Genomic DNA, 13,623 nt, shown 5'->3' with positions numbered 1-13,623 from the left:
GAACTGTTCTGCGTGCAGCCGGTCGTCCGGTCGCGGAGCCTCGGGGAGTGCGGCATCAGAACTCCAGCCGCTCGCGCCGGCCCAGCTTCATCACGATGCCCGCGAAGAGCATGGTGACGATGAGGAGCCCGACACCGATCGTGGTCGCGTAGCCGGCCTGGGCGTCCCGGAAGGCCGTCTGGTAGACGTACAGCGGCAGGACGGTCGTGGAGTAGTCGGGACCTCCCGGCCCCACCGTCATGACCTGTACGGCGGTGAAGGCCTCCACGCCGAGCGCCAGGATGCCCATGTAGACCCAGCCGGACTGCACGGTGTCCCAGAGCAGCGGCAGCGTGATCTTGAAGAACGTCGTGATGCGGTCGGCTCCGTCGAGGAGGGCCGCCTCGTAGAAGTCCTTCGGGATGGACGCCATTCCGGCCGAGAAGAGGACGACGAAGAATCCGACCGTCGACCAGATCAGCACGACCATGACGCAGTAGAGCGCCAGGTCCGGGTCGCCGAGCCAGTCCGGCTGGAGGCTCCTGAGGCCTACCGCCTTGAGCGTCTCGTTGAACATTCCGGACGACGGATTGAACGCGAACTGGAACAGCAGCGCCACGATCACGATCGACAGGACCTGAGGGAAGAAGTAGGCGATCTTGTAGAAGGAGGAGCCTCGCACTCCGGAAATCGCGGCGTTCTTCCGCCGACGGCCGCCGACATTGAGCATGAAGGCGAAGAAGAGTGCGAGACCCAGCGTCACCAACGGCAGCAGCAGCGCGAGCAGCACACTGTGCTGCAGGGACTTCCAGAAGATGTTGTCGCCGAGCATCCGGCTGTAGTTGTCGAAGCCGACCATCTGGAAGTCCGGGCTCAGCCCGGTCCAGTCCGTGAAGGAGTAGTAGATCGACTGGACGAAGGGCCAGATGACGAAGATGGCGTACAACGCCAGCGGAACTACCAGGAATCCCGCGATGAACCGGTACTTGCCGTGCTGCATCGTTTAACGACCCCGATTTCTGAGCGGGTGCCGCCGCTGGTGACGGTGGCTCACTGGTGCTTGTAGTGCTTGATGGACTGGTCCTTGGCCGCCGCGTCCGCGAAGGCCTGGATCTTCTTGATGGTCTCCGCCGGGGTCGCGCGGCCGGCCATCATCTCGCCGATGCCGGCGATACCGATCTGCTCCTTCTGGAGCTTGACGTACCAGTCCTGCATCCGCGGGTTCACCACGTTGTCGCCGGCCTGCTTCAGCACGTCGACACCCGACTGCATGGCGGTGGACAGCGTCAGGCCGTCGGTGCCGCCGTTGAAGGCGCTGAGGGACTTCACCGACTTGGTGAAGTTCTTGGAGGACTCCTCGCTGAGCATGATGCGCAGCTGCTCCATGCCGCCCTCGGGGTTCTTCGCCTTCGCGGGCACGACGAACGGCTCGCCGCCGGACGCCCAGATGGTGCCGTAGGGAAGCTTGTCGGACGAGTCGAGGCTGGACGGCGCCCCGACCATCATCTTGAAGTCCTCGGGCGTGGTGGGAGCGGCCTCGTTCTCCACCCACGAGCCGTTCGGGATGAAGAGCGCCTTGCCCTTGGTCCACTCGGTCTGCGACTGGATGTGGGTCAGACCGGGCGTGCCCTTGAGGATGTAGCCCTTCTGGAAGAGCTCGTAGTACGCCTCGAAGGCGGCCTTGACGGCCGGGTCCTTCCAGGCGTTCGGCTCCAGGTTGTCGATCTTGTCGAGGACCTCGCGGCCGCCGATCTTGCCGATGAAGGGGTACAGCGAGAACGGCAGGTAGTACGGGTACTTGCCGGGGTACGTCCAGCCGGCGATGCCCTTCTTCTTCGCCTTGGCACACAGCGCGAGCATGTCGTCCCAGGTCTCCGGGTACGCGGCGTCGAGCTTCTCGAGGTTGGTCTGCGAGTACCAGACGCCGTAGACCGTGTACGCGTAGTACATGATCCAGACCGGGTCGCCGTCGAACTGGCCCATCTCCAGGACACCGGGACGCAGCGTGTCGCGGACCTTCTTGGACGGGTCGTCGTAGGACGGGGCGTCCATCAGCGGCGTCAGGTCGGCGAGCTGCTTCTTGCCGACCAGGACACCCATGTCCATCTGCTCGGCGCCCGAGTTGTCGATCAGGTCCGGCGGGGTCCCGCCGTTGAAGCGCGGCTGCAGCGTCGACTGGATCTTCTCGGTCGCGGCGTGCTTGACCTTCGGGGCCTTCGGGAAGGCCGCGTTGTACTTCTTCTCGGCGTCGATGGCGTACTGCTCGCCGAAGCCGCCGTTGAAGATGACCACCTCGAGGGCGGCTGTCTCATTGACACCGAGCGGGTTCTTCTCGCTCTTCGTGCCCTTTTCGACCTTCTCGTCACTTCCGCTGTCGCTGCTCGCGCACGCCGACAGGAAGCTCATCGTCGGAACAGCGATCAGGCCGAGTGCGGCAGAACGCTTGATCAGATCGCGACGGCCAAGGCCTTCGTTCGTGCGGCCTGAGGTGGATCCCATGCTCAAGTCCTCGCCTTCTCCAGGACTCAGGCGGTGTGCCGGTCACCCGTAAGGAATTCGCCTAGGCGAAGGGCCCCGCCACCGCGGTCAGTTGCGCTTGGGTCGTGCAGATGTGCCGGATTTCCAGGTGCAGCGGGGGATTTTCGGGGGACCGCGCAGCGGCCGCTTTCGCGCCCACAGCCGTCCACCCTCCCCCGCGCCCGCGCGGGCCGTTGTGAAGCGGCTGTGCAGACGCCGACAGGTATAGTCCACTTGCCGCCAAGTGAGCAAGATCGAATGCAGGGTTGAGCGGCAGTCTTTCCCGAGTTGAGACCTCACGGTCACCTCGGCACCGCGTGCCTACGCACGTGAACGGCACATTCCGCAATACGGTCGAATCACCGACGTCGCCCCGCGCAACACCCTTGACACATCCCGTCACTTGGCTCCCTACTGGTACCCGCGCCCCACAATGACAACGTTGTCCAGAGCATGTCCCCGGGAGGAACGGCTCCGTATGCAGCCCCTACGTGGTCCTCAGCACGGCTCGCGCCACAGAACCAGCCACTCCGCCGCGGTTCTCGCGGCCTCTCTCGTCATGGCCCTGGCGGCCCCCACCGCGGCCCTCGCCCAGCCGTCCGACGCGGCCCGGAAGCCGTCCGGTGACACCTCGTTCAACTCATCCTTCGAAGCCGACCAGAAGCAGCCGGACTGGCGCAGCACGGTCGAGGAGGGTCCCGACGGAAAGAAGCGGGCCTCGGGCATCGACGGCGGGTTCGCCTCCGGCATACCGGGCAATGTCACCGATCAGGTCACGGACCTCCGCGCCAGCGGCGAGAACACGGGCGGCGGCGAGGTCAAGGAGAACCTGATCGACGTGGAGCCCGGCTCCAAGTGGCTGGCCTTTGAACCAACGGGCTGGGTCGAGTTCGACCTCCTCGAACCCACCAAGGTCGTCACCTACGCGCTGACCTCGGCCAACGACCACGACGAGCGGGACCCCAGGGACTGGACGCTGAAGGGCTCCGCCGACGGCAAGACCTGGACGGACCTGGACACCCGCACGGGCCAGACCTTCTCCGAGCGCCTCCAGACCAAGTCGTACGACTTCACGACGGACACCGCCTACCAGCACTTCCGGCTGGAGATCACGAAGAACAACGGCGCCTCCGACGCGATCCAGCTCGCCGACGTCCAGTTCTCGAACGGCGACACCTCCACCCCCGCCCCCGACGACATGCGCACCCAGCCCGACCGCGGCCCCTCGGGGTCCCCGACCGCCAAGCAGGGCGCCGGGTTCACCGGGACGAAGGCACTGCGGTACGCGGGTACGCACAGGGCCGACGGGCACGCCTACTCGTACAACAAGGTCTTCGACGTCGACACGGCGGTCACGAAGGACACCCAGCTCTCCTACCTGGTCTACCCGCAGATGGGCCGGACGGACCTCGACTACCCCGCGACGCACGTGGCGGTGGACCTGGCCTTCACCGACGGCACCTACCTGAGCGAGCTGAAGGCCACCGACAGCCACGGCGGGCTCCTCACCCCGCAGGGGCAGGCCGACGCCAAGCGGCTGTACGTGAACCAGTGGAACAAGGTCGCCTCGCGGATCGGCACGGTCGCCGCCGGCAAGACGGTCGACCGGATCCTGGTGGCGTACGACTCCCCCAAGGGACCGTCGAAGTTCCAGGGCTGGATCGACGACATCTCGATCGCCCCCAAGGCCCCGGAGAAGCGTAAGGCGCACCTCTCGGACTACGCCTCGACCGTCCGCGGCACCAACTCGAGCGGCGGTTTCTCGCGCGGCAACACCTTCCCCGCGACCGCCGTCCCGCACGGCTTCAACTTCTGGACGCCGGTCACCAACGCGGGCTCCACGAGCTGGCTGTACGACTACGCGCGCGGCAACAACGAGGACAACCTCCCCACGCTGCAGGCGTTCGGCGCCAGCCATGAGCCGAGCCCCTGGATGGGGGACCGCCAGACCTTCCAGATGATGCCGTCGGCGGCCTCCGGCACGCCGGACGCCTCCCGCACGGCGCGTGCGCTGCCGTTCCGCCACGAGAACGAGACGGCGACGCCGCACTACTACGGCGTGACGTTCGAGAACGGCCTCAAGGCCGAGATGACTCCGACCGACCACGCGGCGCGGATGCGCTTCACCTACCCCGGTAGGGACGCGAGCCTGGTATTCGACAACGTCTCCAACGACGGCGGTCTCACCCTCGACGCGAAGACCGGCACCTTCACCGGCTACTCCGACGTGAAGAGCGGCGGCTCCACCGGCGCCACCCGGCTCTTCGTATACGGCTCCTTCGACGCCCCGGTCACCGACAGCGGCAAGCTCAAGGGCGGCGGCGGCGGTGACGTGACCGGCTTCTTCCGCTTCGACGCGGGCAAGGACCGGACCGTCAATCTCCGTCTGGCCACCTCGCTGATCAGCGTCGACCAGGCGAAGAAGAACCTCGCCATGGAGCTTCCGGCGAAGACCTCCTTCGACAAGGTGGAGAGGAACGCGCAGAAGGACTGGGACGAGATCCTCGGCAAGGTCGAGGTAGAGGGCGCGAACGCCGACCAGCTGACCACGCTCTACTCCAGCCTGTACCGGCTCTACCTCTACCCGAACTCCGGCTTCGAGCAGGTCGACGGGAAGAGCACCTACGCGAGCCCCTTCTCGGCGCAGACCGGTGAGAACACCCCGACCCACACGGGCGCGAAGATCGTCAAGGGCGAGGTCTACGTCAACAACGGCTTCTGGGACACCTACCGGACGACCTGGCCCGCGTACTCCTTCCTCACCCCGAAGCAGGCCGGCAAGATGGTCGACGGCTTCGTCCAGCAGTACAAGGACGGCGGCTGGATCTCCCGCTGGTCCTCCCCCGGCTACTCCGACCTGATGACCGGCACCAGCTCCGACGTGGCCTTCGCCGACGCGTACGTCAAGGGCGTCGACTTCGACGCCGAGGCGGCGTACGACGCGGCGGTCAAGAACGCCACGGTGGCTCCGCCGTCCTCGGGCGTCGGCCGCAAGGGCATGGACACCTCGGTCTTCACCGGATACGCGAACACCGAGACGCACGAGGGCCTTTCCTGGTCGCTGGAGGGCTACCTCAACGACTACGGCATCGCGCAGATGGGTCAGGCGCTCTACAAGAAGACGAAGGAGCAGCGCTACAAGGAGGAGTCCGAGTACTTCCTCAACCGCGCGCAGAACTACGTCAAGCTCTTCGACGACAAGGCCGGCTTCTTCCAGGGCAAGAAGCCCGACGGCGACTGGCGCCTGCCCTCCGGCGAGTACGACCCCCGTGTCTGGGGCTACGACTACACGGAGACCAACGGCTGGGGCTACGCCTTCACCGCCCCGCAGGACAGCCGGGGCCTCGCCAACCTCTACGGCGGGCGTGACGGTCTGGCGAAGAAGCTGGACACCTACTTCTCGACCCCCGAGACCGCCGGACCCGAGTTCGTCGGTTCGTACGGCGGCGTCATCCACGAGATGACCGAGGCGCGGGACGTGCGGATGGGCCAGTACGGCCACAGCAACCAGGTCGCGCACCACGCCACGTACATGTACGACGCGGCCTCGCAGCCCTGGAAGACCCAGGAGAAGGTCCGCGAGGTACTCGGCCGCCTCTACACCGGCAGCGAGATCGGCCAGGGCTACCACGGCGACGAGGACAACGGCGAGCAGTCGGCCTGGTTCCTCTTCTCCTCGCTCGGCTTCTACCCGCTGGTCATGGGCAGCGGGGAGTACGCGATCGGCTCGCCGCTCTTCACGAAGACGACGGTGCACCTGGAGAGCGGCCGCGACCTGGTGGTCAGGGCCCCGAAGAACAGCTCCACGAACATCTACGTCCAGGGCCTGAAGGTCAACGGCAAGAGGTGGACGTCCACGTCGCTGCCGCACGACCTGCTCGCCAAGGGCGGGGTGCTGGAGTTCGACATGGGCTCCAAGCCCTCGGCGTGGGGCACGGGCAAGGACGCCGCCCCGGTCTCCGTCACCCAGGACGACAAGGTGCCCGCGCCCAGGGGCGACGTGCTCAAGGGCGACGGCGCGCTGTACGACAACACCTCCGCGACCTCGGCCCCGGTCGAGTCGGTGGAGCTGCCGGCGGCCGCGGGCACGAAGGCGGTCCAGTACACGCTGACCTCGGGCTCGGCGGCCAAGGCCCCCACGGGCTGGGTGCTGCAGGGATCGAGGGACGGCAGGTCCTGGAAGGACCTCGACAAGCGGTCCGGCCAGACGTTCGCCTGGGACAAGCAGACCCGGGTGTTCTCGGTACAGGCGCCGAAGGCGTACGCGAAGTACCGGCTGGTGAGCACGGCAGAGGCGACGCTGGCGGAGATCGAGCTGATCTCCTGAGCGTCTGACCTGAGTTGAGACGGCCGGGGGCGGCCACCCGCACGGACGGGTGGCCGCCCCCGGTACGTTGCGCCCCGCGCCCTCCGGGGACGGGCGAGAGCCGGCCCGCCCTCGCAGCCGCCCTCCCTGGCCCGCGGCCCTCTCCCGCCCGACGGCCCGGGCGGGAGTCCCCGCAGGCGGGGTCGCGGCCGTGGTCCTGACGGCTGCGCACCGGCGCCGCGGCAGCGTTTCCGCTGGTCCCGCCCCATGCTCAGCCACGTCCGGCAGAGGCGGGCCGCCCGCAGACCGCGGCGGCCCGTCCTCCTCCGTTTCCGGGTCCCGGACGGCTCCCGGGCGGCGGCTCCCTGACCGCTATCGGCTAGTCAGGGTACTTTTACGCGTTTTTACGGTGTCCCGAGGGACTCTTCCGATGATCCATGTCATCTCTTAGGCGATCAGGTGATCAGTACGACAATCATCTCGGCTTGAAGGAGCCCAGCATGCGCATTTCCGCTTCCCTCCGCTCACGCAGCGTCCGTACGGGCACCAAGGTGGCTGCCGCGGTCGCCGTGGCCGGCGCCACGCTCGTGGCCGCGGCCCCCGCCGCCCTCGCCCTCGGCGAGAGCGGCGACATCGACATCCGTTCCGTCAGCTGGCACTCGCGCGGTGACCGCAACGGTGTCGAGGTCTGCCAGTTCGTCCTCGTGGCGAGCAACTTCGGGGAGCTCCCGCAGCTCGTGTGGACCATCACCGAGCGGCCTCCGGGCAACACGCTGACGAACACCCTCCCGCTCGTGGACGGCAAGGCCCGCAGCCAGGAGTACCTGCTTCCGGAGGGCACTTACCAGCTGACCTGGACCGCCGGGCCGGTCCCGAAGCAGAAGAGCTTCGAGGTCGACTGCTCCCGCCCGGGCCAGAACGGCGGGCAGGGCGGCAACCGTGAGGAAGGCGGCCGGGGTTCGTCCGAAGCGGGCGCCCGGAGTGACAGCGGCGCCGAGAAGAGCTCGCAGAAGGGCACCGCAGAGATCTACGACAAGCCGTCCGGCGCCGTGCCCGCCGGCGGTGGCGGCGTCCCGGAGATGGAGGGCGTCAGCTCCGAGAGCGACTCGAACATCGGGACCTCGGCCGCCGTGGTCGCCGGTGCCGCCGGAATCGCAGGGCTGATCATGGTCCGCCGATCCGCACGTCGCCGTGCCCGTAACGAGGCGTAGCACGCGCGGTCGACGGCGACGACGGGGCCCGAGCCGTGCATGCCGGCTCACGATGACCCTGTGTGTGACCTTCTCGCTGGTGACCGGCGTCGTGTGGGCGAGCACGGACTCGCCCGAGGACGCCTCGTCGGTCACCGCCGCCCGCGGCAGCGACGCCGCGGGCGGCGGGGCGGCGCCGTTCCGCCGGGCACCGCACAAGCCTCAGGAGAAGGTGCCCGCCTCGCACGCCCCGCTGGTGCACTCCCGGCCGGTGAAGGTCGCCATCCCCGCCATCTTCATCGAGGCGCCGGTCACCGGTCTCGACCTCGACAGGAAGGGACGGCTCGGCGCCCCACCGCTGAGCAGGCCCAAGCTGGTGGGGTGGTACCGGAAGGGCCCGTCCCCCGGGGAAGCGGGAACGTCGCTGCTCGTCGGCCACCGGGACACCGCGACGGGCCCGGCGATCTTCCTCAATCTCAACGTCCTGCGCCGGGGTGACACCGTGAAGGTCACCCGGGCGGACAAGCGGACCGCGGTCTTCACCGTCGACGAGGTCAAGACCTACACGAAGGACAAGTTCCCGGACGACAAGGTGTACGGGGCCACCGGCCGCCCGGAGCTCAGGCTTCTGACGTGCGGTGGACGCTTCGACAAGAAGGGTGGCTACTCCGCCAACGTCGTCGTCTTCGCCCACCTCACCTCGCTCAAGAAGAAGGCTGCCTGATCCGCGGCCGCCCGTACGGAACCGGCCGGTACCTCGGGGGCGAGGTACCGGCCGTCCGCGTCGGCCACCGCGGGTGCACGGGTGCGGGCGGGCGCCCTGTAATCTCCCCGCACGTACGTTCGGGGAGGACTTGTGGGGCAGGCAGGACGAGGGCTGCGCATCGCGGCCTGGGCCTCCGGGGTGGTCGGGGCACTACTGCTGGTGGGACCCGTGGTCCTGTTCGGGTTCTTCTACACGACGGCGCAGGTGACCGGCAGTTCGATGGAGCCGACGTACCCCGTCGGCGAGCGCGTCGTCATCGAGCGGACCGGGCCGGGTGAGATTCGGCGTGGAGAGGTGGTGCTGTACCGGGCACCGGACCGGTACGAGGGCGGGGCCGTGCTCGGACGCGTGATCGGCACAGGGGGCGACCGTGTCGCCCAGCTCCGCGACGAACCGGTCACGGTGAACGGCACGCCGCTGACCGAGCCGTACGTCAAGGACGGCGACCCGTCCGGCACTGCGCTCGCGTACGACGTTGCGGTCCCCGAAGGACGGCTCTTCATACTCGGTGACTTCCGCGGGAACGCCAGGGACTCCCGCTACTTCCTGGACGACCGGTCGGGAACGGTCTCGGACACCTCCGTCCTGGGCCGGGCCTCTTCGGGCCGCGGCGCCCTCGCGGGACTCGGGCTCACCATGCTGATCGGGGCGCTTCTGACCGTCACCGCACTCGTGTCGGCGCTCGCCGCCCGCAGTGCAGGGCAGCGCGAGCGGCGGTGGGTCATGCCTCCGCCTCCCCTCCTGGCGGACCGACCCTGAAGGCACCGGCAGCGGCGCGGCCGGCACCTCGCCCGAAGGCGGGATGCCGGCCGCTCGGTGCCCCGGGCTCAGCCCACCCTGCAGCCGAGTGCGAGTGCCGGGTCCGGCGAACCGCCGTCGGTGACGTACCCGAAGGTCGTGGATTCACCGGGGTCCAGCGAGCCGTTCCAGCCCGCGTTGTGGACCATCACCTCCTGTCCCTGCGTCGTCATCGCTCCGCTCCAGAGACTGGCGACGCTCTGCCCGGCGGGCTGGGTCCACTCGACCATCCATCCGAGCATCGGTACCGTGCCGGAGTTGGTGACGGTCACCTGGGACTGGTATCCACCGCTCCAGCTGCCGGTCGTGCTGCGCGTGGCGGTGCAGGCACCGGGCGGGGGCTCGGTCGGGGTGGTGGAGGTGCCGTCCTTGACTCCGGTCACCTCTCCGTTGCCGCCGTCGAAGACCACGTCGGAGCAGGAGTAGAAGGTCTCCTGGCTGTCGGAGCGCTGCCAGACCACATAGATGACATGGCGCCCGTCCTTGTCGTCGGGCAGCGCACCGGTCCACCGGTAGTCGGCCTCGACGGTGCCCGGGCTGCCGTTCAGCGGCGGGTGGTCGACGGAGATGAAGGGGCTCTCCTCCATGTCGTCCCAGCTCAGCGGCTGCGTCGGGTCGTAGCCGTCCTTGGTGATGTAGACGTAGAACCAACCCGGGTGCGCGGCCCACGCGTTGTACGAGAAGTCGATGGTCGAGCCCTCGGTCAGGTGGGTCACCGGCCAGTCGGTGCTGGGCTTGTCGAACCCGGTGAAGTTGGTGTTGCCACCGCTGCACAGCTCGCCGTCGGGCACGAAGCCGCGGGTGCGGCCGGCGCCGTCGGAGCGGAGCACGGAGAACCAGTTGTAGAACGGGGTGGTCCCGCTCTCCTGCGCGGCGGCCTTGCATGCGGGGTTCACGGGCTTGATCTCGCCGGTGTCCGTCAGGGCGTCCTGCCAGCACAGGAAGGTGCGGCTGGCGGGCTTCATGGGCGTGCCGTGCGCTTCCGCCTTCTCGCCCGTCGTGACGACCAGCCCGAGGGCGGGAACGGTCGTGAGGAGGGCGAGCAGAGTGAGGAGAACGGCTCTTCGACGGGTGCCGGTCAGTAATCGGTGCCTGGACAGATGGATCACGATGTACGTCCCTTCGCTGCGGCGCCGGGTGGGGCCGGGATGCGGTGCAAGCTTGGGAGCGCTCCCACTAGCGGAGGCTAGCGCCGGGCCCCCACCCTGTAAACGCCTTGCGCAGAAGGGCGCCTCGGCAGCCGAAGGAGTTCGCGACGCGATGACCGTTTCGGAGCCGCAGCTACGGCTGAGCGGTCTCTCCGGGGGAGTCCGCCGACGCGCACAGTTCGTCGATGAACCGGCTCGGCGGCGAGGGCGCGAACTGGGCGTCGTTCCACCGGTGCCACAGTCCTCCGGGTTCAAGGAAGCGGGTCGCGTGTGCGGTTCCGGCCCCGCCGTCGATGTGGAGGAGCGCACTCATGGCCCAGCGCTGGTCGTACTGGCGGTCGGGCCATGGGAGTTGGCGGTCGAGGTAGGCCACCAGATGCAGGGCGTCCTCCTCCGTGCCGAAGCGCGCGAGGGCGAAGCAGTAGCCCTGACCGGAGAAGCACAGCCTGCTCTCGAGAAGCAGGTCGCCGAGCACATCGCGGAAGTGCGTACGCCGATCGACGCCGATCAGCCAGGCAGCGGTGAGGCGGGAACGCCACTCGCCCCGCAGCAGGATCTCCAGTTCCTCGTCGGTGATGTCCACGGCGGCCGCGCGCAGGGAGCGGAGGAAGGGCGCGCGCAGGCTCCCCTCGTCGTGGGTGAAGTTGCCGTGGAGCAGATGGAGGTAGCGCCGGGTCCCCTGATGTGCGGGGTTGACGTAACGATCGATGACGTCGGGCAGTTCGGAGTCCCGGGAACGAGGAGTGCGCACGAGGCATTGTCGCGCTCGCAGGTGGCCTTCGGCCAACCGCTTCGGGCCCCGGCACAGGCAGAGCCCCCGGCCACGGCGCACGATCTGCACGGTGGCCGGCCGACGGGCCACCGGTTCGGCTCCCGTGACCGGGCAGCCCGTCGGAGGGCGATCCCGGGGTGCTCAGGCGATCGCGTTGAACAGCTTCTCCGGGAGGGCCATGTTGAGCGCGGTGACGACCGGCTTCCCGTGTTCCGTGCCGAGGCGGGAGACCGCGCCGGTGTGGAGCTGGAAGAGTTCGCCGCTCGCCGGTGTCAGTCGCAGGTAGCGGGCGGTCAGCACGCGGAGGAAGTGCGAGTGGGCCACCAGCGCGATGTCGGCGTCGCCGAGACGGGAGGCCGCCGCCCGGACCTCCGCCAGGATCCGGTCCGCCCGGTCGCCCACCTCCTGCGGGCTCTCCCCCGGGTGCTCCGCGGGCCCCGGGGCGACGCCGTCGGTCCAGAGGTTCCAGTCGGGCCGGGTGCGGCGGATCTCGACCGTGGTGACTCCCTCGTACGCCCCGTAGTCCCACTCCCGCAGGTCCGGGGTCTCGCGGGGCGTCGGCAGACCCGCCAGCTCGGCGGTGCGGCGGGCACGGAGGTAGGGGCTGGCCAGGGTGAGCCCGATCTCCCGCTCCGCGAGCAGCGGCACGAGGGCGCGGGCCTGTCGCTCCCCGAGCGCGGTCAGGGGCAGGTCGGTCCAGCTCGTGTGCTGCCCGGACCGGGACCACTCGGTCTCGCCGTGCCGGATCAGGATCAACTCGCCCATGGGTGCTTCCGCTCTCTGTGCCGTGTTCGTACGTCTGTGCCGTTGGTGCCAACCTGACGGCCCACGATCGCATTCCTCCCCGCCCGGCCGGGAGCGGCTCGCCCCGGCTGGGCGGGCCGGTCTGCGGACGAGTCGCGGCTCCGGCACGGTCTCGCGCCGTCCGGAAGGGCAGGGTCGGATTCTCCGCGTGCCTTCCCCTCTCGGTCATGGCGCGTCGGGAGCTCTGCGACGACGCGCGGGGTGGCTTGCCCAGGGGTCGGTGGGAAGCCGCCTTCACCGACGCTCCGGCCGGTACGCCTCCCTCGCGTGATCCGCGTGGCGTGCACGGATGTCATGAGGTCCGTGGTGCCGCCTCCAGGTCTGCCTGCGTCGGTTCCCAGGCTGCCGCGCACAGGGACTCGGACACGGCGGATGTGTAGCGGGCGGCGGAGAGCCAGTGGGTGGCGAAGCCGTCGGTGTCGGCGGGGAGCAGCCGGCCGAAGGGGTCGCGTCCGCGTCGGGCGGCCGAGGCGCACAGGGCGGCGAGAAGGCCGGCGGCCGTGGGAAGGCCCCCCGCGCGGAGGCGACGGGTCTCGGCGGAGACATCGCCGAGCATGCCGAGGGCGGCGCGGCCCGCCGGGACCGTCTGTTCGACGCGGCGCTCCAGAAGGTGCAGGGGTGAGTGTGCGCCGGAGTCGCCGGGCCCGGGCGGGGCGGGGTGGGCGCGGGCGTCCGGGACAGGGAGGTCGGCGCGGCGCAGGCGGTCGAAACCGAGGTCGACCGTGCCCTCGCCGGTGGGGTGCGAGCAGGCGAGGAGCGCGAGCCGGGGGTGGAGCGCGGGTACCAGACGGCCGATGATCCGCAGCCGCGTTCCCGGTGCCGTGGCAAGCAGCATCAGGTTGTCCCGGTGGGCCAGCGCGGGATCGTCGTCGGCGACCGTGAGCCGGACGGACACGCCGTCGCCGCCGCCGTCGCCTTCGCACCACGCGAGCAGACAGGTGCCGCCCGGCTCCCTTACGGCGCCGCGGAGTTCGACGTCGAGGAAGAGCAGGTCGCTGCCGCCGCCGTCCGGGTCCGCGTAGCGGGAGGTGGACCGCAGGGCACGGGTGGCCTGCTCGTACGGCGGCGTCTCCCAGAGGGCGGCGAGAGGCGGCTCCGTCCACGCCACGCCCCGCGCGGTGACGGCCTTGACGCCCTTCCCGGCGCCGAGTCTTCCGTCCGGCGAGACCGTCGCCCCCGAGACCGCCAGGCCGGCCCGGCCGAGCTCCCGGTGGGTGACCGCGCTCTCGCCGAGGCGCACGGCCCGGTCGGCCACGCCCAGGGCGCGCCCGACGCCGCCGGGGGCCACGTCGCCGACCGTATGGAGCCGGCCGTCGGGTCCGGCGACCCAGGTGCGGGCGCCT

General features: G+C 69.5%; 9 protein-coding genes and 1 pseudogene. 4 read left to right on the top strand and 6 right to left on the bottom strand.

What is annotated here, in order from left to right; genetic code table 11:
• Positions 1-55 precede the first annotated feature (55 nt).
• Positions 56-979, bottom strand: coding sequence for a carbohydrate ABC transporter permease (locus tag B9S57_RS21970; protein ID WP_103517278.1), 924 nt, complete (start codon positions 977-979; stop codon positions 56-58).
• Positions 980-1,029: 50 nt separating this feature from the next.
• A complete protein-coding gene (gene ngcE / locus B9S57_RS21965) occupies positions 1,030-2,478 on the bottom strand; it encodes an N-acetylglucosamine/diacetylchitobiose ABC transporter substrate-binding protein (RefSeq protein WP_103517277.1) in 1,449 nt (482 codons plus the stop codon).
• A 496-nt stretch (positions 2,479-2,974) separates the two neighbouring features.
• Here ngcE and B9S57_RS21960 point away from each other — a divergent pair, with 496 nt between their 5' ends.
• From B9S57_RS21960 to lepB, 4 genes are all read left to right on the top strand, one after another.
• Positions 2,975-6,823, top strand: coding sequence for a GH92 family glycosyl hydrolase (locus B9S57_RS21960; protein WP_103517276.1), 3,849 nt, complete (start codon positions 2,975-2,977; stop codon positions 6,821-6,823).
• Between the two features lie 479 nt (positions 6,824-7,302).
• Positions 7,303-8,013, top strand: a complete 711-nt coding sequence (locus tag B9S57_RS21955) for a hypothetical protein (RefSeq protein ID WP_103517275.1) — start codon at positions 7,303-7,305, stop codon at positions 8,011-8,013.
• Between the two features lie 52 nt (positions 8,014-8,065).
• Positions 8,066-8,716: a class F sortase gene (locus tag B9S57_RS21950; RefSeq protein ID WP_103517274.1), complete on the top strand. Its 651-nt coding sequence runs from the start codon at positions 8,066-8,068 to the stop codon at positions 8,714-8,716.
• Between the two features lie 132 nt (positions 8,717-8,848).
• The gene (gene lepB / locus B9S57_RS21945) at positions 8,849-9,517 is read left to right on the top strand and encodes a signal peptidase I (protein ID WP_258036506.1); all 669 of its coding nucleotides are present in this window, start codon (positions 8,849-8,851) and stop codon (positions 9,515-9,517) included.
• A 68-nt stretch (positions 9,518-9,585) separates the two neighbouring features.
• Here the strand turns inward: lepB and B9S57_RS21940 are convergent, their stop codons facing one another.
• The 4 genes and pseudogenes from B9S57_RS21940 to B9S57_RS21925 all read right to left on the bottom strand — a co-directional run.
• A complete protein-coding gene (locus B9S57_RS21940) occupies positions 9,586-10,665 on the bottom strand; it encodes a lytic polysaccharide monooxygenase (protein ID WP_103517273.1) in 1,080 nt (359 codons plus the stop codon).
• 172 nt (positions 10,666-10,837) lie between these two features.
• A complete protein-coding gene (locus B9S57_RS21935; RefSeq protein ID WP_103517272.1) occupies positions 10,838-11,455 on the bottom strand; it encodes a DUF6000 family protein in 618 nt (205 codons plus the stop codon).
• A gap of 162 nt (positions 11,456-11,617) precedes the next feature.
• Positions 11,618-12,241 carry a histidine phosphatase family protein gene (locus B9S57_RS21930; protein WP_103517271.1) on the bottom strand — a complete coding sequence of 208 codons (624 nt, stop codon included), beginning with the start codon at positions 12,239-12,241 and terminating at the stop codon, positions 11,618-11,620.
• Between the two features lie 331 nt (positions 12,242-12,572).
• Positions 12,573-13,623 (bottom strand): annotated as a pseudogene (locus B9S57_RS21925) (hypothetical protein); the annotation flags it as partial.

Origin of the sequence: Streptomyces sp. SM10 (assembly GCF_002910915.1) — a bacterium.
In the GTDB taxonomy this organism is placed as follows: Bacteria; Actinomycetota; Actinomycetes; order Streptomycetales; family Streptomycetaceae; genus Streptomyces.
This window is presented reverse-complemented; position numbering and strand designations above follow the sequence as displayed.

What these genes read in the sequence shown, in the direction of transcription:
- B9S57_RS21955 (WP_103517275.1), top strand. Translation starts at nt 7,303, where the DNA reads ATGCGCATTTCCGCTTCCCTCCGCTCACGCAGCGTCCGTACGGGCACC.
- B9S57_RS21930 (WP_103517271.1), bottom strand. Translation starts at nt 12,241, where the DNA reads ATGGGCGAGTTGATCCTGATCCGGCACGGCGAGACCGAGTGGTCCCGG.
- B9S57_RS21960 (WP_103517276.1), top strand. Translation starts at nt 2,975, where the DNA reads ATGCAGCCCCTACGTGGTCCTCAGCACGGCTCGCGCCACAGAACCAGC.
- B9S57_RS21950 (WP_103517274.1), top strand. Translation starts at nt 8,066, where the DNA reads ATGACCCTGTGTGTGACCTTCTCGCTGGTGACCGGCGTCGTGTGGGCG.
- B9S57_RS21970 (WP_103517278.1), bottom strand. Translation starts at nt 979, where the DNA reads ATGCAGCACGGCAAGTACCGGTTCATCGCGGGATTCCTGGTAGTTCCG.
- ngcE (WP_103517277.1), bottom strand. Translation starts at nt 2,478, where the DNA reads ATGGGATCCACCTCAGGCCGCACGAACGAAGGCCTTGGCCGTCGCGAT.